Annotated in this window: 20 protein-coding genes; 1 reads left to right on the top strand and 19 read right to left on the bottom strand. The window is 58.7% G+C overall.

Annotated elements, in window-relative coordinates; translation table 11 throughout:
• Positions 1–38: 38 nt before the first annotated feature.
• The 16 genes from hisS to trmJ all read right to left on the bottom strand — a co-directional run bounded on the left by hisS (position 39) and on the right by trmJ (position 13,265).
• Entirely contained in the window at positions 39–1,328 is a 1,290-nt protein-coding gene (gene hisS, locus RYC18_RS16135) for a histidine--tRNA ligase (RefSeq protein ID WP_002552487.1), read from the bottom strand.
• A gap of 22 nt (positions 1,329–1,350) precedes the next feature.
• On the bottom strand, positions 1,351–2,460 hold the full coding sequence (ispG, locus tag RYC18_RS16130; RefSeq protein WP_004656273.1) for a flavodoxin-dependent (E)-4-hydroxy-3-methylbut-2-enyl-diphosphate synthase: 1,110 nt from the start codon (positions 2,458–2,460) through the stop codon (positions 1,351–1,353).
• Positions 2,461–2,463: 3 nt separating this feature from the next.
• Positions 2,464–3,462, bottom strand: coding sequence for a RodZ family helix-turn-helix domain-containing protein (locus tag RYC18_RS16125; protein WP_316886477.1), 999 nt, complete (start codon positions 3,460–3,462; stop codon positions 2,464–2,466).
• Positions 3,462–4,220, bottom strand: coding sequence for a type IV pilus biogenesis/stability protein PilW (pilW, locus tag RYC18_RS16120; RefSeq protein ID WP_005743357.1), 759 nt, complete (start codon positions 4,218–4,220; stop codon positions 3,462–3,464). The genes RYC18_RS16125 and pilW overlap by 1 nt, the downstream gene beginning before the upstream one ends.
• 26 nt (positions 4,221–4,246) lie before the next feature.
• Positions 4,247–5,395, bottom strand: a complete 1,149-nt coding sequence (gene rlmN, locus RYC18_RS16115; RefSeq protein WP_002552483.1) for a 23S rRNA (adenine(2503)-C(2))-methyltransferase RlmN — start codon at positions 5,393–5,395, stop codon at positions 4,247–4,249.
• A gap of 33 nt (positions 5,396–5,428) precedes the next feature.
• Positions 5,429–5,854, bottom strand: a complete 426-nt coding sequence (ndk, locus tag RYC18_RS16110; protein ID WP_002552482.1) for a nucleoside-diphosphate kinase — start codon at positions 5,852–5,854, stop codon at positions 5,429–5,431.
• Between the two features lie 96 nt (positions 5,855–5,950).
• The gene (gene iscX / locus RYC18_RS16105) at positions 5,951–6,151 is read right to left on the bottom strand and encodes a Fe-S cluster assembly protein IscX (protein WP_002552481.1); all 201 of its coding nucleotides are present in this window, start codon (positions 6,149–6,151) and stop codon (positions 5,951–5,953) included.
• 14 nt (positions 6,152–6,165) lie between these two features.
• Entirely contained in the window at positions 6,166–6,507 is a 342-nt protein-coding gene (gene fdx / locus RYC18_RS16100; protein WP_003433456.1) for an ISC system 2Fe-2S type ferredoxin, read from the bottom strand.
• Positions 6,508–6,510: 3 nt separating this feature from the next.
• A complete protein-coding gene (hscA, locus tag RYC18_RS16095; protein ID WP_316886476.1) occupies positions 6,511–8,373 on the bottom strand; it encodes a Fe-S protein assembly chaperone HscA in 1,863 nt (620 codons plus the stop codon).
• 44 nt (positions 8,374–8,417) lie between these two features.
• Positions 8,418–8,939: a co-chaperone HscB gene (gene hscB, locus RYC18_RS16090; RefSeq protein ID WP_002552478.1), complete on the bottom strand. Its 522-nt coding sequence runs from the start codon at positions 8,937–8,939 to the stop codon at positions 8,418–8,420.
• Positions 8,940–8,950: 11 nt separating this feature from the next.
• Positions 8,951–9,274: an iron-sulfur cluster assembly protein IscA gene (gene iscA, locus RYC18_RS16085; protein ID WP_003365093.1), complete on the bottom strand. Its 324-nt coding sequence runs from the start codon at positions 9,272–9,274 to the stop codon at positions 8,951–8,953.
• A gap of 71 nt (positions 9,275–9,345) precedes the next feature.
• Positions 9,346–9,732 (bottom strand): Fe-S cluster assembly scaffold IscU, encoded by a 387-nt coding sequence (gene iscU, locus RYC18_RS16080; RefSeq protein ID WP_002552476.1) that lies wholly within the window; start codon positions 9,730–9,732, stop codon positions 9,346–9,348.
• Between the two features lie 82 nt (positions 9,733–9,814).
• A complete protein-coding gene (locus RYC18_RS16075) occupies positions 9,815–11,029 on the bottom strand; it encodes an IscS subfamily cysteine desulfurase (protein WP_003365095.1) in 1,215 nt (404 codons plus the stop codon).
• Positions 11,030–11,073: 44 nt separating this feature from the next.
• On the bottom strand, positions 11,074–11,565 hold the full coding sequence (gene iscR, locus RYC18_RS16070) for a Fe-S cluster assembly transcriptional regulator IscR (RefSeq protein ID WP_002552474.1): 492 nt from the start codon (positions 11,563–11,565) through the stop codon (positions 11,074–11,076).
• A 159-nt stretch (positions 11,566–11,724) separates the two neighbouring features.
• Entirely contained in the window at positions 11,725–12,501 is a 777-nt protein-coding gene (cysE, locus tag RYC18_RS16065; protein ID WP_003365098.1) for a serine O-acetyltransferase, read from the bottom strand.
• Positions 12,501–13,265, bottom strand: a complete 765-nt coding sequence (trmJ, locus tag RYC18_RS16060) for a tRNA (cytosine(32)/uridine(32)-2'-O)-methyltransferase TrmJ (RefSeq protein ID WP_099266915.1) — start codon at positions 13,263–13,265, stop codon at positions 12,501–12,503. The genes cysE and trmJ overlap by 1 nt, the downstream gene beginning before the upstream one ends.
• A gap of 215 nt (positions 13,266–13,480) precedes the next feature.
• Here trmJ and suhB point away from each other — a divergent pair, with 215 nt between their 5' ends.
• Positions 13,481–14,296 carry an inositol-phosphate phosphatase gene (gene suhB, locus RYC18_RS16055; protein ID WP_316886475.1) on the top strand — a complete coding sequence of 272 codons (816 nt, stop codon included), beginning with the start codon at positions 13,481–13,483 and terminating at the stop codon, positions 14,294–14,296.
• 66 nt (positions 14,297–14,362) lie between these two features.
• Here suhB and RYC18_RS16050 read toward each other — a convergent pair whose 3' ends face one another.
• The 3 genes from RYC18_RS16050 to secD form a co-directional block, all read right to left on the bottom strand.
• The gene (locus tag RYC18_RS16050; RefSeq protein ID WP_002552471.1) at positions 14,363–14,902 is read right to left on the bottom strand and encodes a glycine zipper 2TM domain-containing protein; all 540 of its coding nucleotides are present in this window, start codon (positions 14,900–14,902) and stop codon (positions 14,363–14,365) included.
• Positions 14,903–15,010: 108 nt separating this feature from the next.
• Positions 15,011–15,922 carry a protein translocase subunit SecF gene (secF, locus tag RYC18_RS16045; RefSeq protein WP_004666079.1) on the bottom strand — a complete coding sequence of 304 codons (912 nt, stop codon included), beginning with the start codon at positions 15,920–15,922 and terminating at the stop codon, positions 15,011–15,013.
• Between the two features lie 9 nt (positions 15,923–15,931).
• Positions 15,932–17,800 carry a protein translocase subunit SecD gene (gene secD, locus RYC18_RS16040; protein WP_004666080.1) on the bottom strand — a complete coding sequence of 623 codons (1,869 nt, stop codon included), beginning with the start codon at positions 17,798–17,800 and terminating at the stop codon, positions 15,932–15,934.
• Between the last annotated feature and the right edge of the window lie 23 nt (positions 17,801–17,823).

Below are 17,823 nucleotides of genomic sequence, written 5' to 3'. Positions count from 1 at the left end.
CCAATACTCCTATTCGCTAAACGGCTGTTAAATCAGCTTCAACCCTGCACAACGCAGGAGGCCAGGTGCTCTGACAGAGCGTCCCAGGCAATATTTTGTTGTTCACCCTGACCGCGCAGGGGTTTGACGCCAATGACCTTTGCCGCCAGTTCTTCTTCACCGAGAATCAGCGCATACAGCGCACCGCTCTTGTCGGCTTTCTTGAACTGGCTTTTGAAGCTGCCGGCACCGGCGTTGACCTGCAAACGTAGGCTCGGCAACTGATCGCGCACCTTTTCGGTGAGAGCCAGCGCAGCCAGCTCAGCTGCTTCGCCAAAGGCGCACAGGTAAACATCGACCTGACGGGCAATTTCTTCCGGGACCTGCCCGAGGGTTTCAAGCAACAGAACCAGACGCTCGATACCCATCGCGAAACCAACGCCGGTCGTCGGCTTGCCGCCCATCTGCTCGACTAGACCGTCATAACGACCGCCTGCACAGACCGTACCCTGAGCACCCAATTGGTCGGTAACCCACTCGAAAACGGTCTTGCTGTAATAATCCAGCCCGCGAACCAGCTTCGGGTTGATGACATAAGGAATGCCGGCTGCGTCCAGACGGGCCTTCAGGCCTTCGAAGTGAACGCGAGATTCGTCATCCAGATAATCTGCCAGCTTTGGCGCATCGACCAGCACAGCCTGGGTTTCAGGATGTTTGGTGTCCAGCACGCGCAGCGGATTGGTTTTCAGACGACGCTGGCTGTCTTCGTCGAGTTGATCAAGACGTGCCGACAGAAACTCGACCAGCGCATCACGATAACGCGCACGCGCTTCGCTGGTGCCCAGGCTGTTCAGTTCAAGCTTGACCGCATTGCGAATGCCCAGCATGCCCCACAGGCGCCAGGTCATGACGATCAGTTCGGCATCGATGTCCGGACCGTCAAGATTGAAGACCTCGACACCAATCTGGTGAAACTGGCGATAACGGCCTTTCTGGGGACGCTCGTGACGAAACATCGGCCCGATGTACCACAGTTTCTGAACCTGACCGCCACCGGTGATGCCGTGCTCCAGGACCGCACGCACACAGGCCGCAGTGCCTTCCGGACGCAGGGTCAGGGAGTCGCCGTTGCGATCGGCGAAGGTGTACATTTCCTTCTCGACGATATCGGTCACTTCACCGATGGAGCGCTTGAACAGCTCGGTGAATTCGACGATAGGCATACGAATCTGCCGGTAACCGTAGTTATCCAGCAGACGTGAAACGGTGCCTTCGAAGTGGCGCCACAGCGGCGTCTGCTCGGGCAGGATGTCGTTCATGCCACGAATGGCTTGTAGAGACTTACTCACAGAAAATCCTTAGCAATCCTGGTTAGCCGCGCACGATGACAGATGCGTCGGCTTCGGCCTTTTCAGCCGCTTTCTCGCGAATCAAGCGTTCAAGCTCGTCCACGAGATTGTCGTTGGTCAGTTTCTGCGCAGGCTTGCCGTCGATGTAAATCAGGTTCGGCGTACCACCAGTCAGGCCGATATGCGCTTCCTTGGCCTCGCCCGGACCGTTGACTACACAACCGATCACTGCGACATCAAGCGGCACCAGCAAATCTTCAAGGCGACCTTCAAGCTCGTTCATGGTCTTGACCACATCGAAGTTCTGCCGCGAGCAGCTCGGGCAGGCGATGAAGTTGATACCACGGGAACGAAGGCGCAATGATTTGAGGATGTCGTACCCGACTTTCACTTCCTCGACCGGATCAGCAGCCAGCGAGATGCGGATAGTATCGCCAATTCCTTCGGCAAGCAGCATTCCAAGACCGACAGCCGATTTCACCGTGCCTGAACGCAAGCCGCCAGCTTCGGTAATACCCAGGTGCAGGGGCTGGACGATCTGTTTGGCCAGCAGGCGGTAGGCTGCGACGGCCATGAACACATCGGACGCCTTGACGCTGACCTTGAAGTCCTGAAAGTTCAGGCGCTCCAGGTGCTCGACGTGGCGCAACGCAGACTCCACCAACGCCTCTGGCGTGGGCTCGCCGTACTTCTTCTGCAGGTCTTTTTCCAGCGACCCGGCGTTGACGCCGATGCGGATCGGAATACCGCGATCACGCGCAGCATCGACCACGGCCCGCACCCGGTCTTCACGACCGATATTGCCCGGATTGATACGCAGGCAGTCGACACCCAGTTCAGCCACACGCAATGCGATGCGATAGTCGAAGTGGATGTCGGCGACCAATGGCACTTTGACCAGTTGCTTGATGCGACCAAAGGCTTCGGCAGCGTCCATGTCCGGTACAGAAACACGCACGATGTCGACACCGGCAGCTTCCAGACGGTTGATCTGAGCGACGGTGGCCGCAACATCGTTGGTATCGCTGTTGGTCATGCTCTGCACGGCAATCGGCGCATCACCGCCGACCGGTACGGAACCGACCCATATTTTTCGGGATTCGCGACGCTTGATTGGAGATTCGCCGTGCATGACTTATTGCCCTAGCTTCAGGCGAGCAGTTTCGCCGCTGGTAAAAGGTGCCACGTCTACAGGCTGACCGTTGTAGCTGACCTGCGCGCCGCGTGCGTAGCCCAGGCGCAGCGTCAATGGCGGCTTGCCGCTGACATCCAGGCTGTCGCCCTTGCGCTTAAGGCCGCTGACCAGCACCTTGCCGTTTCCGTCAGTGACCTGGGTCCAGCAATCGGCGACGAACTGCACAGTAACCTGACCGGCCCCGGCCATGACTGGCGCTGGCTGCTCGGCTGGTGCGGCCGGCATCGACGGTACGGTCGGCGCAGCGACAGGCGCTTGTGGAGCATTTGCTGGCGGCGTAGCGGTGGCCGGTGTCTGCGCAGGCGCATGACTCGTAACACCTGCAGTAGGAGCAGCAGGCGTCGCGCTCGGAGATTCACTGGCAGGCGCACCGGTGTTCAACGGCAGCGAAGTCTGTCCGGCAGCAGGCGTTTCAGCCACTGCGGGCTCTTCCGGCTCGTCCAGCGGGTGAATCTGAGTGGTGCCGTCGGCGCTTTCGACCTCGACGTGCTCCATGTTCAGCCCGGACTGGTCCCTGCCACGCAGAGAAGCCTGATCCTGCCACCAGAAGAAACCGCCACCGACCAGAAGCACCAGCAACAACAGGCTGACGATACGCAGGATGTTGTGTGACAGCCTGACCGGCTCTTCGATACGGCCCAATGCGTGGACCGAACTGCCCTTGCCATCGGTGCCGGTGAACTGGTCGAACTGTTCGACCAGCGCCGCCTGATCGAGGTCAAGCAGCTTGGCGTAGGCGCGTACATACCCCCGGGCAAACGTATGCCCAGGCAGCTTTTCAAAATGTCCGTTCTCCAGATTGCTCAGGGAGGTCACGGTGAGGTTCAGTCTCAAAGCCACATCTGGCAGCGACCAGCTCCTGCTCTCGCGGACCTGGCGCAGGGTTTCTCCAGGGTTCACGCGGGTGGTTGCTACAACTTCGGGATGCGCCGCTTTCATCATTGCTCCGACAGGTATTGCTGATATTCCGGCGTACCGGGATAGAGTCTTTTCAACAGCAGACCAAAACTGGCCGCCTTGTTACGATCATCATAGATCTTCGCCAGGCGTGTACCGAGCAATAGACTACGTGCATTTTGCTCGCTGAGTTGGCTAAAACGGTCGTAATAATCACGCGCCGGCACATATTGCTTGTCTTCGTAGGACATCTGCGCCATTTCCAGCAGCGACCTTGGCAACTGACGGTCCAGGCGCAACGCCTTGGTAAAATGCTCACGGGCCTGATCGCGGTTACCCAGCTTCAGCGAAGTCATGCCCAGGCTCTCAAAGACCCGCGACCGCTCAGGATACAGGTTGTCGGCAGCGGCCTGTTCAAAACGCTCGTAGGCTTCCTTGTAACGCTTTTGTTCGAACAGAAAACTGCCGTAATTATTGACGATGCGTGTTTCGTTGTTACTGGAAGCCAGCGCCTTGCGGAAGTACTGCTCTGCAAGCTCCGGCTCCATCTCGGTCTGGAACACCAGCGCCAGTGCGGCATTGGCCTGCGCGTCGGAACTGTCCAGCTCGAGCGCCTTTTTCAGCGGAACCTTGGCACGCTCGGTCTGCCCCTGCTGAAAGTAACCCAGCCCAAGCTGCACGTACGCTCTGCGCGCTTCCTCGCGCCCCTGCGCCGTTGTCATCGGGTTGACGTTGCCGGTGGATACGCACGCCGTCAGCAACATGACAACACATAGCAACAGCGAGGCACGCACAGACATGGAGTCTCTCTCGATCAGGTTGGCAGTCAGGTTCGAGTCGCCGCAACCGGGGCCGTCTCGGCCTCGGCGCTCAACTCACGCACAGCAATGTAGCGTTCACTACGGCGTGTACGGTCCATCACCTGCCCGACCAGCTGGCCGCATGCTGCATCAATGTCTTCACCACGCGTGGTGCGCACAGTGACGTTATAACCAGCCTGATGCAACAGGTCTTGAAAACGACGGATCGCGTTATTGCTGGGACGCTCGTAACCGGAGTGCGGAAACGGATTGAACGGGATCAGGTTGATCTTGCAAGGCGTGTCCTTGAGCAGCTCGATCATCTCGACGGCGTGTTCAACCTTGTCGTTGATGTCCTTGAGCATGGTGTATTCGATGGTGAGCACACGCTTTTCGCCCAGACTGGACATGTAACGGCGGCAGGAATCAAGGAGCATTTGCAGCGGGTATTTCTTGTTGATCGGCACCAGCTGGTTACGCAGCGCATCGTTCGGCGCGTGCAGCGACAAGGCCAGGGAAACGTCGATATGCTTGGAAAGCTCATCGATCATCGGTACCACACCGGAGGTGGACAACGTCACCCGGCGCTTGGAGATGCCATACCCCAGGTCATCCATCATCAGATGCATGGCAGCAATGACATTGTCGAAGTTCAGCAGCGGCTCACCCATGCCCATCATCACCACGTTGGTGATGGCACGGTCGACGGTCGCCGGTACGCTGCCAAAGGATTTGTTGGCAATCCACACCTGACCGATGACTTCGGCGGCGGTGAGGTTGCTGTTGAAGCCTTGCTTGCCCGTGGAACAGAAGCTGCAATCCAGGGCACAGCCCGCTTGGGACGAAACACACAAGGTGCCACGCTTGCCCTGCGGAATGTAGACGGTCTCGACACAGCTGCCGGACTCTACGCGCACCACCCATTTACGGGTGCCGTCGCTGGAGATGTCCTCGCTGACCACTTCGGGACCGCGAACTTCGGCACAGGCCTTGAGCTTTTCGCGCAGGGCCTTGCTGACGTTCGTCATCGCGTCGAAATCGTCGACGCCGAAGTGGTGAATCCACTTCATGACCTGACCGGCACGGAAGCGCTTCTCCCCGATAGAGTCGAAGAATTTCTCCATTTCCTGTTGAGTCAGCCCCAGCAGGTTGGTTTTACCAGTCGATGCAATCATGAATTCACCCTTCACTCGTCAGTCAAAAATGACTTAGCGAGCGGTTACTTCGGTAGCTGCGAAGAAGTACGAGATTTCGCGAGCGGCGGCTGCTTCGGAATCGGAGCCGTGAACAGCGTTGGCGTCGATGGAATCAGCGAAATCAGCACGGATGGTGCCGGCAGCAGCTTCTTTAGGGTTGGTAGCGCCCATCAGCTCGCGGTTCAGAGCGATAGCGTTTTCGCCTTCCAGAACCTGAACGACAACCGGACCGGAGATCATGAAAGCAACCAGGTCGCCGAAGAAACCGCGAGCGCTGTGCTCAGCGTAGAAACCTTCAGCTTCGGCCTTGGACAGTTGCTTCAGCTTGGAAGCGACAACGCGCAGACCGGCTTTTTCGAAACGAGTGGTGATCTCGCCGATTACGTTCTTGGCAACGGCGTCAGGCTTGATGATGGAGAAAGTACGTTGAACAGCCATGGTGAAACTCCAGAAGCAGTGATTGAAGCGAAAAATTAAACCCGCGAATTATACGCGGGTTCTGGTGTATTGCCTAACTGCGTACGTTACTGAACGTCAATCGGCCTCTTCGATCCATAACCCTTGGATCGCCTCGAGAACCTTTTCCCCACTACGGTCCGGGTGGTCATCGAACTCAGGCAAGGCCATGACCAGATTACGCAGCCTGGGAAAACTCACAGTCAGCGGATCGACATCCGGGTGGCTTTCAGCCAGCTGGATGGCGATTTCCTGCACATCAACCCATTTGAGACTCATGAGCAATCCTTGAATCAGTGTGGCGCTTCAGCGGCGTGGTTGAGCGAATACTTGGGTATTTCGACCGTGAGGTCTTCGTTGCCGACAATGGCCTGACAGGACAGACGCGATTGCGCTTCCAGGCCCCAGGCTTTGTCGAGCATGTCTTCTTCCAGCTCATCGGCTTCATTCAGCGAACCGAAACCTTCGCGGATGATGCAATGGCAGGTGGTACAGGCACACACGCCACCACAGGCGCTTTCAATCTCGATGTGGTGCTCGTGGGCAATATCGAGAATAGACGTGCCCGGCTCCACTTCTACAACCAGCCCGTCCGGACAATGCTCGGCGTGGGGCAGAAAAATCACCTGCGGCATCAGTTATTCCTCAATCTCATTCAAGTTGCGCCCGGCCAGTGCGGCTTTTACCGTCGAATCGAGGCGTCGGGCAGCAAATGCGTCGGTCACCTGCGACAGACGCTTGGTCTGCTGCTCGATGGCATAACCATCGGTGCCTTGCATCAATTCACGTAATTCGTCCATCTGCAGGTTGATGACCAGGCGCTCTTCTTCGTCGAGAAGACGCTCACCATCAGCCTCAAGGGCACCTTGAACCGCTTCGAGCAAGCGCTCGGCGTCAACCTGGTGCTCGCGCAGCACACGAGCGACCTTGTCGTCGCCGGCATACTCGAAGGAGTCCTTGAGCATGCGGGTGACTTCGTCATCGGTCAGCCCGTAGGAAGGCTTGACCTGAATGCTCGACTCGATACCCGAGCCCATTTCACGCGCCGAAACGCTGAGCAGACCGTCAGCATCAACCTGGAAGGTGACACGAATCTTTGCCGCACCCGCGACCATCGGCGGAATGCCGCGCAATTCGAAACGTGCAAGGGAACGGCAGTCACTGATCAACTCGCGCTCGCCCTGCAGAACATGAATCTTCATGGCCGTCTGGCCATCCTTGTACGTGGTGAATTCCTGACCACGCGCTACAGGGATGGTGGTGTTGCGCGGAATGACCTTTTCCATCAGCCCGCCCATGGTTTCCAGCCCCAGCGAGAGCGGAATCACATCGAGCAATAGCAGTTCGCCACCGTCACGCTTGTTGCCTGCCAGCGTATCGGCCTGGATCGCAGCCCCGATGGCCACCACTTGATCCGGGTCAATCTGGGTCAATGGCTGACGACCGAACAGCTCGGCCACCGCTTCGCGTACGCGTGGAACTCGGGTCGAACCGCCGACCATGACCACCGCTTCAACTTCTTCAAGCTCGATACCGGTATCACGCACCGCACGACGACAGGCCTTGAGACTGCGCGCGACCATAGGCTCGATCAGCGCATTGAGCGCCTCGCGGGTCAGCGTGCCACGCCAGTCACCGTAGGCGACCTCGACAGACTCGGCGTCAGTCAGCGCTTCCTTGGCCGAGCAGGCAGCCTGCAGCAGGCTGCGTTGCGCGGAAGGGTCGATATCGGCAGACAGACCGGCATCAGTGACAATCCAGTTGGCTATCGCATGATCGAAGTCATCGCCACCCAGAGCGGTATCGCCGCCAGTGGCCAGTACTTCAAACACACCGCCGGTCAGGCGCAGGATCGAGATATCGAAAGTCCCGCCACCCAGATCATAGATGGCAACCACACCTTCGGCTTTCTGATCCAGGCCATAGGCGACAGCCGCCGCCGTGGGCTCATTGAGCAGGCGCAGTACGTTGAGGCCCGCCAGTCTGGCAGCGTCCTTGGTCGCCTGACGCTGAGCGTCATCGAAGTAGGCAGGAACGGTGATCACCGCGCCTACCAGCTCGCCACCCAACGAGGCTTCTGCGCGCTGGCGCAGGACCTTGAGGATGTCGGCAGACACTTCGACCGGGCTTTTCGGCCCCTGTACGGTGTCGATGAACGGCATGTGCGACTCACCGCCGACGAACCGGTACGGCAGCTGCTCGCCCAGTTGCTTGACGTCGGTCAGGCCACGCCCCATGAGACGCTTGACCGACAGAACGGTATTGAACGGGTCCTGGGAGGCGGCGATCTTCGCTGACTGCCCTACTTCGACACGATCAGCGTGATAGCGCACGGCAGACGGCAGAATGACCTGCCCCTCTGCATCGGCCAGCGGTTCGGACAGGCCGCTGCGTACTGCAGCAACCAGAGAATTGGTGGTGCCCAGGTCGATACCCACAGCCAGACGACGCTGGTGCGGTTGAGGACTCAGGCCGGGTTCGGCGATCTGCAGTAAAGCCATGCTGTTCAGAATAATCACTGGCGCGCGGCCGAAGCCGCGCGGGGTTAATCGTCGAGGCGCTCTTCTAACTGGCGCACTTCGTGAGAGAGCTTGTCGAGAAACTGCATACGCCGCATCAGCTTTTCAGCGTGCTCGCGCTGTGCAGCATCATTCCAACAGGCCGCGAAGCTCTGGTTCAGTTCGTCCTGAGCGACCTTGAGCTGACGCTTGAAGGTCGCAACGCCGGCGAGATCAGCCTCTTCCTGCAAGTCCTCGAGGTCTTCGCGCAATTGCATCTGCTGCAGAAGAAACTCGGGATCATGCACCGTGACTTCGAGCGGCACTTCGTTGCCGTTCATTGCCAGCAGGTAGCGCGCCCTTTTCGGCGGGCTTTTCAGGGTCTGATAGGCCTCGTTGAGACTGGCCGAGCGCTCCAGCGCCACACGCTGCTCACGCTCGGGGGCATCCGCAAAGCGATCCGGATGCACGTTACGCGCAAGCTCACGGTAGCGCGTGGCCAGCTGGTCAAGATCAAGCTGAAACTCGGGCTTGAGGTCGAACAGGGCGAAGTGACAGGGAGTACCCACAATAAAAAGCCTCAGACGTTGAAGCTTTCGCCACAGCCGCACTCACCGCGCGAATTGGGATTATTGAACTTGAAGCCTTCGTTCAACCCTTCACGCACGAAATCGAGCTCGGTGCCATCCAGATAGACCAGACTCTTCGGGTCAATGATCACCTTGACGCCGTGCATTTCAAACACGGTGTCTTCGCTGGCCGCCTCATCGACGAACTCGAGCACATAGGCAAGACCTGAACAGCCTGTGGTGCGAACACCCAGACGAACGCCGTCACCCTTGCCGCGCCCCTCGAGGGAACGTCGTACGTGGTTAGCGGCAGCTTCTGTCATGCTGATAGCCATCGGAACTCCTTAGCCTGTTGCATTAGCCTGTTGCAGTTGACTCTGTCGCAAGTTTCTCTTGAAAAGCCTGCTTACAGCAGACCTTTCTTTTGCTTGTAATCGCGAACGGCCGCCTTGATGGCGTCTTCAGCGAGTACCGAGCAGTGAATCTTCACTGGCGGCAGTGCCAGCTCTTCAGCCAACTGAGTGTTCTTGATGGTCTCTGCTTCATCCAGAGTCTTGCCTTTCATCCACTCGGTCGCCAGGGAGCTGGACGCAATGGCCGAACCACAGCCGTAGGTCTTGAACTTGGCGTCTTCGATAACGCCTTGCTCGTTGACCTTGATCTGCAGGCGCATCACGTCGCCGCACGCAGGAGCGCCGACCATGCCGGTGCCAACATCAGGATCTTCCGCGTTCATCTTGCCGACGTTACGTGGGTTCTCGTAGTGGTCGATGACCTTTTCGCTGTAAGCCATGATTCTATTCCTCTCACATCAGGGAGCCGCTCTGCAGGTCACGTCGCAATTGCCCATGACCTGCCTTGGAGGCGACTTTAAATTAGTGCGCCGCCCACTCGATCTTGGAGATGTCGACGCCGTCTTTGAACATGTCCCACAGCGGCGAAAGCGTGCGCAGCCGGGTGACAGCCTCGCAAACTTTCTGCGCGGCGTAATCGATTTCTTCTTCGGTGCTGAAACGGCCGAAGGTGAAACGAATCGAGCTGTGCGCCAGTTCGTCGTTGCGACCCAGGGCACGCAGCACGTACGAAGGCTCAAGCGAGGCCGAGGTACAGGCCGAACCGGACGATACCGCCAGGTCCTTGAGCGCCATGATCAGCGACTCGCCTTCGACATAGTTGAAGCTCAGGTTCAGGTTGTGCGGTACGCGTGCGGTCAGACTGCCGTTGACGTACAGCTCTTCCAGGTTTTCGACCTGCTTGAAGAAACGATCGCTGAGTGCCTTGATGCGCACGTTTTCAGCAGCCATTTCTTCCTTGGCGATACGGAATGCTTCGCCCATGCCGACGATCTGGTGAGTCGCCAGGGTGCCGGAACGCATGCCACGCTCGTGACCGCCGCCGTGCATGGTCGCTTCAAGGCGAACACGTGGCTTGCGGCTGACGTAGAGTGCACCGATGCCTTTGGGGCCGTAGGTTTTGTGTGCAGAGAAGGACATCAGGTCAACCTTGAGGCTGGCCAGATCGATTTCAACCTTGCCGGTCGACTGCGCGCCATCGACGTGGAACAGCACACCACGTGAACGGGTCAGCTCACCGATCGCGGCGATATCGTTGATGGTGCCGATCTCGTTGTTCACATGCATGATCGAAACCAGGATGGTGTCGTCGCGCAGTGCCGCTTCAATCATGGCAGGCGTGATCAGACCGTCTTCGCCTGGCTCGATGTAGGTCACTTCGAAACCTTCGCGTTCCAGCTGGCGAGTGGTGTCGAGGACAGCCTTGTGCTCAACCTTTGACGTGATCAGATGCTTGCCTTTGCTGGCGTAGAAATGCGCAACACCTTTAATAGCCAGGTTGTTGGATTCAGTGGCACCCGAAGTCCAGACGATTTCGCGCGGATCGGCGTTGACCAGATCAGCGACCTGACGACGAGCGTTCTCGACCGCTTCTTCGGCTTTCCAGCCAAAGACGTGGGAGCGCGAGGCCGGGTTGCCGAAGTTTCCTTCGACGGTCAGGCAATCGATCATTTTCTGCGCGACACGCGGATCGACCGGGGTCGTCGCGGAGTAGTCGAGGTAAATTGGCAATTTCATTGAAGCTCTCCTATCAGGCAGGCGCACCGCTCATTCATCTGCGTTCATTCGACGGCGGACGTTTCGATCTTACCCAGTTGCGACATGTGGTTATGACCACGGCGCATATCCTGGCGCTGAGCGACTTCTTGTACCTCACGGCGAGTGACAAGATCCGCCAAGCTGATACCGCTTAGAAATTCGTGAATCTGCTGGCTCAGGTCGCACCACAGGTGGTGGGTCAGGCAGGTATCGCCAGCATGGCAATCGCCCAGCCCCTGACACCGCGTGGCATCGACAGATTCATTGACTGCATCGACAACCTGAGCAACCTGGATGCCTTTCATGTCGCGCGACAGCTGGTAACCACCACCCGGACCACGAACACTGGAAACCAGATTGCCGCGACGCAGCTTGGCGAACAGCTGCTCGAGGTAGGACAGGGAAATACCCTGCCGCTCGGAGATGTCGGCCAGAGACACTGGCCCGTTCTGCGCGTGCAACGCCAGGTCAAGCATGGCTGTTACAGCGTATCGGCCTTTAGTAGTCAGTCGCATGGCGTATACCGCAGAGGTTCGGAATGAGAGCGAGTATGCTATTCCCGAGTAAAAGAGTCAACTATTAGACCAAGTAAAACAGTCGGGATTAGCGAAAAGCGCGGGCTTCATCATAGCAAAGGTGCGGCGTAATGGCACGCACCCTGCCCACCGTGAGCGCTAGCCGACCTTGCCTTCCTGGCAGTCCTTGACGCAGTCGAAAACCTCGTCACGCAGCTCGGGCAGCTCCTTGGCGCGGTAATCGCTGCCAAGCCTGCCGAGTGCATCGCACATGCCTTCCAGGCGCCCATCGACAGCCTGCAAATGGTCAAGCAACTGGCCAATGGCGCGCGCGACCGGATCGGGCATATCTGCACTGACACCGTAGGCATCGAAGCCGAGCTTCTCGGCCATGGCCTTGCGCCTGGCCTCAACCTCATCGTCCGACTTGACGATGATGCGCCCCGGGATGCCCACTGCGGTTGCGCCCGCAGGCACAGCCTTGGTGACCACTGCGTTGGAGCCGATCTTGGCGCCGGCGCCCACCGTAAACGGCCCGAGTACCTTGGCACCCGCCCCGACCACCACACCATCTTCCAGCGTCGGATGGCGCTTGCCGGCATTCCAGCTGGTGCCACCCAGGGTCACGCCCTGGTAGAGGGTGACGTCATTGCCGATCTCGGCGGTTTCGCCGATCACGATGCCCATGCCGTGATCGATGAAAAAACGGCGGCCGATGCGCGCGCCCGGATGGATCTCGATCCCGGTCATCCAGCGGCCAAAGTTCGAGACCACCCGTGCCGGCCATTTCCAGCCGTTGCGCCACAGAATATGGGCGAAGCGGTGCAGCCAGATCGCGTGCATCCCCGGATAGCAGGTCAGGACTTCAAAGGCGTTGCGCGCTGCGGGATCGCGGTGGAACACGCTTTGAATGTCTTCTCGCAGACGCTCGAACATCACTGATCCTTTCGCTTGTAGGGTTCACCGCGCGCGGCTTTCTGGGTTTCAGTGAGCACACCGCGCAGGATACTCAGCTCGGATCGCTCGACTTCGCTACGCCCGTACAGCCTGCGCAACCGAGCCATCAGATGCCGTGGCTTCTCCGGATCAAGAAAGCCGATGGCCACCAGCGTGGCCTCGAGGTGGGTGTAGAAACCTTCCATTTCGTCCATGGTCGCCAGTTCGGCACTGTGCGCCGAAGCCGGCCTTGAAGCCTCGCCCCGCTCCGCGGCAGCCAGCCAGGCCACGCGCACCTCATAACTGAGCACCTGTACGGCAGCCGCCAGATTGAGAGAACTGAACGCGGGGTCAGACGGGATGTGCACATGGAAGTGGCAACGCTGCAGCTCTTCGTTGGTCAGGCCCGCATGTTCGCGACCGAACACCAGCGCCACCTCGGCACCGTCGCCGGCCTGTTCGATGACTTTTTCACCCGAGGCACGCGGATCCAGCATAGGCCAAGGCAGGCTTCGATCCCGCGCGCTGGTGCCCAGCACCAGACGGCAGCCGACCAGCGCTTCTTCAAGGGTCGCCACCACCTGCGCGCCCTCGAGAATGTCGGTAGCGCCGGACGCACGCGCATCGGCATCGGGCGAAGGAAAAATGCGCGGATCGACCAGCACCAGACGCGAAAGCCCCATGTTTTTCATGGCGCGAGCAGCCCCGCCGATATTTCCGGGATGGGTAGTGCCGACCAGGACAACACGAATGTTCTGCAACAAAGCGAACGCTCACTGATACGAATTAGGGGGGCAAATCTTACAGAAACGGCTCGACTAACGCCATGAAGCTGTGAGAGCTGCAACAGCATGAGCGACCGCGCCGGACGCAAAAAAACACACACGAACCCGACAACCGTAACAACGCAAGGCTGGAAATAATTCGAATCAGCCCATAGAATGCCCGGCTCTCTTTAACAACCTTAGGTGAATTATCCATGCAGCCCATGCTGAATATCGCGCTGCGCGCCGCCCGCAGCGCCAGCGAATTGATTTTCCGCTCCATCGAGCGCCTGGATACCATCAAGGTTGACGAAAAAGAAGCCAAAGACTACGTCACAGAGATCGACCGCGCTGCCGAGCAAAGCATCATCACCGCTCTGCGCAAGGCCTATCCGACTCACGGTATTCTCGGCGAAGAAAGCGGCCTGCGCGAAGGCAGCGGCGAAGGCACCGACTACCTGTGGATCATCGACCCACTGGACGGCACCACCAACTTCGTTCGCGGCATCCCGCACTTTGCCGTCAGCATCGCCTGCAAATACCGCGGCCGCCTTGAGCACGCCGTGGTTCTCGACCCGGTCCGCCAGGAAGAATTCACCGCAAGCCGTGGTCGTGGCGCAGCCCTGAATGGTCGCCGTCTGCGCGTCAGCCAGCGCAAGAGCCTGGAAGGCGCCCTGCTCGGCACCGGCTTCCCGTTTCGTGACAACCAGATGGACAACATCGAGAACTACCTGGGCATGTTCCGCAGCCTGGTAGGCCAGACCGCCGGCATCCGCCGCGCAGGTGCTGCCAGCCTCGACCTGGCTTATGTCGCTGCCGGTCGCTTCGATGCGTTCTGGGAGTCGGGCCTGTCCGAGTGGGACATGGCTGCAGGCGCCCTGCTGATTCAGGAAGCAGGCGGTCTGGTCAGCGATTTCACCGGTGGTCACGACTTCCTCGAGAAAGGCCACATCGTTGCCGGCAACACCAAGTGCTTCAAGGCGGTACTGACCGCGATCGCACCGCACCTGCCAGCTTCGCTCAAGCGTTAAGCGGCAGGCATAAAAAAACCGGCGCAAGCCGGTTTTTTTATGTCTTGTGAAGCTCAGCGGCTGGCGTTACTGCGCCTGACCCAATATCAGCTGACCGTTCTTGTCGACCGGAATCTGGCTACCCGGATCACGCTCCATACGAACCTGACCCACCTTCTCGTTCAGCTTGTACTTGACGTTGTAGCCCACAACCTTGTCGCTCACATCATTGACCGTCGTGCAGCGGTTCTGCGTAGTGGTGTAGGTATCACGCTCCTGCATGCCTTCCTGAACCTTGTTACCCGCATAACCACCACCTACCGCGCCCGCGACTGTAGCGATCTTCTTGCCGTTACCGCCACCGATCTGGTTACCCAGCAAGCCACCGGCAACCGCGCCAATAACGCTACCGACGATCTGATGCTGGTCCTTGACCGGCGCCTGACGGGTAACGGTTACGTCCTTGCAAACTTCACGGGGGGTTTTGATCTGCTGGTTGATCGGCTCTACCGCCAATACATCCGCATACTCAGGACCACCCTTGACCAAGCTATAGGTGGCAACGGCGCCGCCAGCAGTCACGACAGCAGCACCTAACACAGCACCAACAAGCATAGACTTGTTCACTTGAACCTCCTGACCAATCGAAACGCAGCATGACTGCGCAATGCCTAGCCTTGGAGCATAAAAAAAGGCGCGAGTTCAGCACTCGCGCCTTTTTTATGATGGCCGGACCTACGGGAGGTCGTCAGCCTTCTCGACGACCACTGGAGGAATCAGGTCCTCAGTGGTCAGGTTCAGCCAGATCAGCACCACGTTGGCGATGTAGATGGACGAGTAAGTACCCGCCAGAACACCGATGAACAACGCGATGGAGAAGCCTTCCAGGCTGTCGCCGCCAAACGCCCACAGTGCAACAATCGCCAACAGGGTCGAGACCGAAGTGGCAATGGTGCGCAGCAGTGTCTGCGTAGTGGAGATGTTGATATTCTCGATCAGCGAAGCCTTGCGCAGCAGGCGGAAGTTTTCGCGTACCCGGTCGAAGACCACAATGGTGTCGTTCAGCGAGTAACCGATGATCGCCAGCACCGCCGCCAGCACCGTCAGGTCGAAGGTGATCTGGAAGAACGACAGGATACCCATCGTCACCACCACGTCGTGGATCAGCGAGATGATCGCCCCGACGGCAAATTTCCACTGGAAGCGGAACGCCAGGTAGATCAGAACACCGCCCAGCGCCATCAGCATGCCGAGGCCACCCTGATCGCGCAGCTCTTCACCCACCTGCGGACCGACGAACTCGACACGCTTGACCACTGCCGGGTTATCGGCACCTGCCTTGCGCAGCGCTTCGGCCACCTGAGTACCCAGTTGCGGGTCTTCACCCGGCATGCGCACCAGCAAGTCAGTGGTGGCACCAAAGCTCTGAACAACGGCTTCATGATAGCCCGCCGAAACCAGCTCCTGGCGCACCTTGCCCAGATCGGCTGGACGCTCGTAGGTCAGCTCGATGAGCGTACCGCCGGTGAAGTCCAGACCAAAGTTGAGCCCTTTATGGAACCAGCTGAACAGCGCCAGTGCGGTAAGGAGCATCGTGATGGCGAACGCAACATTGCGAACGCCCATGAAGTTGATGGTACGTAACATGGCAGCCCCTTAAATCCACAACTTCTTGAAGTCACGACCGCCGTAGATCAGGTTGACCATAGCGCGGGTCACCATGATGGCCGTGAACATCGAGGTAAAGATCCCGAGCGACATGGTCACCGCAAACCCTTTGACCGGGCCGGTGCCCATCGCAAAGAGAATGCCGCCGACCAGCAGCGTCGTCAGGTTGGCGTCGAGGATCGCCGTGTAGGCACGATCGAAACCTTCGTTGATAGCGCGCTGGACCGTCATGCCATTGGCGATCTCTTCACGAATACGCGAGAAGATCAGCACGTTGGCATCCACCGCCATACCCATGGTCAACACGATACCGGCGATACCTGGCAGGGTCAGCGTTGCACCCAGCAAGGACATCAGTGCCAGCAGCATGACCATGTTCAAGGCCAGTGCGACGGTCGCGATCAGACCGAAGAAGCGGTAGATCGCCATGATGAACAGCGAGACGAACAGCATGCCCCACAGGGAAGCATCGATACCCTTGGTGATGTTGTCGGCACCCAGGCTCGGGCCAATGGTGCGCTCTTCAGCGAAGTACATCGGTGCCGCCAGACCACCAGCACGCAACAGCAGCGCCAGTTCGGAAGATTCACCCTGACCGTTCAGACCGGTAATCCGGAACTGACTGCCCAGCGGCGACTGAATGGTCGCCAGACTGATGATTTTCTTTTCTTCCTTGAAGGTCTGCACCGGCACGTCTTTCTCGACGCCGTTGACCATCTGCTTGGTGTAAGTGGTGGTCGGACGCTGCTCGATGAAGATCACCGCCATGCTGCGACCCACATTACTGCGGGTTGCGCGGCTCATCAGCTCGCCACCGTGGCCATCAAGATTGATGTTCACCTGTGGACGGCCATGTTCGTCGAAGCTGGCCTTGGCGTCAGTTACCTGATCGCCAGTGATGATCAGACCACGCTCCACCGCCGCTGCCGGACGACCGCCTTCGCGGAATTCGAACATTTCGGTGGTGCCTTTCGAATCATCCGGGCCTGCACCCAGACGGAATTCGAGGTTGGCGGTCTTGCCCAGAATACGCTTGGCTTCGGCCGTGTCCTGCACACCCGGCAGCTCGACCACGATGCGGTTGGCACCCTGGCGCTGAACCAGCGGCTCGGCAACACCCAGCTCGTTGACCCGATTACGCACGGTAGTCAGGTTCTGCTTGATCGAGTATTCGCGAATCTCGGCCAGTTTGGCCGGGGTCAGCGCCATACGCAGCACGGGAATGCCGTTCAGCTCGGCAGGCGTGATTTCGAAATCGGTGAAGGTCTTGCGCACCAGTGCACGAGCCTGCTCGCGCTCTGCGTCATCGCTAAAGCCCAGCTGAATCACATTGCCCAACTGCGGCAGGCTGCGATAACGCACTTTTTCCTTGCGCAACAGGGATTTGACTTCGCCTTCGTAGACTTTCAGACGTGCATCGATCGCCTTGTCCATGTCGACTTCCAGCAGGAAGTGCACACCACCGGACAGGTCGAGACCGAGCTTCATCGGGCTTGCACCCAGGTTACGCAACCAGGTCGGCGTGGTACGCGCCAGGTTCAGCGCAACGACATAGTCGTCACCCAGCGCCTTGCGCACGACATCCTTGGCTGGCAACTGGTCTTCCTGCTTGCTCAGACGCAACAAACCGCCCTTGCCATTCTCGGCCAGAGAAGAAGCCTTGACCGAGATGCCTGCATCGGCAAGCGCCTTGGCTGCACGATCCACGTCTGCCTGATTGACTTGCAGTGCAGTGCTTGCACCGCTGATCTGGATGGCAGAATCATCAGGGTAGAGATTGGGTGCGGAATAAATAAAACCGACCACCAGCACCGCCAGGATCAGTATGTATTTCCACAGAGGGTATTTGTTCAGCATCACGCCGCCCGCTTAAAACGCGG

Origin of the sequence: Pseudomonas syringae group sp. 247E2 (genome assembly GCF_032587795.1) — a bacterium.
Classification (GTDB): Bacteria; Pseudomonadota; Gammaproteobacteria; order Pseudomonadales; family Pseudomonadaceae; genus Aquipseudomonas; species Aquipseudomonas amygdali.
The sequence above is the reverse complement of the archived record's forward strand: the minus strand, read 5'-3'. Positions and strand labels throughout refer to the sequence as shown.

Excerpts from the sequence above, each read along its gene's own strand:
- iscR (WP_002552474.1), bottom strand. The coding sequence starts at position 11,565 with ATGCGACTGACTACTAAAGGCCGATACGCTGTAACAGCCATGCTTGAC.
- RYC18_RS16075 (WP_003365095.1), bottom strand. The coding sequence starts at position 11,029 with ATGAAATTGCCAATTTACCTCGACTACTCCGCGACGACCCCGGTCGAT.
- RYC18_RS16125 (WP_316886477.1), bottom strand. The coding sequence starts at position 3,462 with ATGAAAGCGGCGCATCCCGAAGTTGTAGCAACCACCCGCGTGAACCCT.
- hscA (WP_316886476.1), bottom strand. The coding sequence starts at position 8,373 with ATGGCTTTACTGCAGATCGCCGAACCCGGCCTGAGTCCTCAACCGCAC.
- iscU (WP_002552476.1), bottom strand. The coding sequence starts at position 9,732 with ATGGCTTACAGCGAAAAGGTCATCGACCACTACGAGAACCCACGTAAC.
- ndk (WP_002552482.1), bottom strand. The coding sequence starts at position 5,854 with ATGGCTGTTCAACGTACTTTCTCCATCATCAAGCCTGACGCCGTTGCC.
- fdx (WP_003433456.1), bottom strand. The coding sequence starts at position 6,507 with ATGCCGCAGGTGATTTTTCTGCCCCACGCCGAGCATTGTCCGGACGGG.
- iscA (WP_003365093.1), bottom strand. The coding sequence starts at position 9,274 with ATGGCTATCAGCATGACAGAAGCTGCCGCTAACCACGTACGACGTTCC.
- rlmN (WP_002552483.1), bottom strand. The coding sequence starts at position 5,395 with ATGATTGCATCGACTGGTAAAACCAACCTGCTGGGGCTGACTCAACAG.
- cysE (WP_003365098.1), bottom strand. The coding sequence starts at position 12,501 with ATGTTCGAGCGTCTGCGAGAAGACATTCAAAGCGTGTTCCACCGCGAT.
- suhB (WP_316886475.1), top strand. The coding sequence starts at position 13,481 with ATGCAGCCCATGCTGAATATCGCGCTGCGCGCCGCCCGCAGCGCCAGC.
- secD (WP_004666080.1), bottom strand. The coding sequence starts at position 17,800 with ATGCTGAACAAATACCCTCTGTGGAAATACATACTGATCCTGGCGGTG.
- ispG (WP_004656273.1), bottom strand. The coding sequence starts at position 2,460 with ATGCACGGCGAATCTCCAATCAAGCGTCGCGAATCCCGAAAAATATGG.
- secF (WP_004666079.1), bottom strand. The coding sequence starts at position 15,922 with ATGTTACGTACCATCAACTTCATGGGCGTTCGCAATGTTGCGTTCGCC.
- pilW (WP_005743357.1), bottom strand. The coding sequence starts at position 4,220 with ATGTCTGTGCGTGCCTCGCTGTTGCTATGTGTTGTCATGTTGCTGACG.
- iscX (WP_002552481.1), bottom strand. The coding sequence starts at position 6,151 with ATGAGTCTCAAATGGGTTGATGTGCAGGAAATCGCCATCCAGCTGGCT.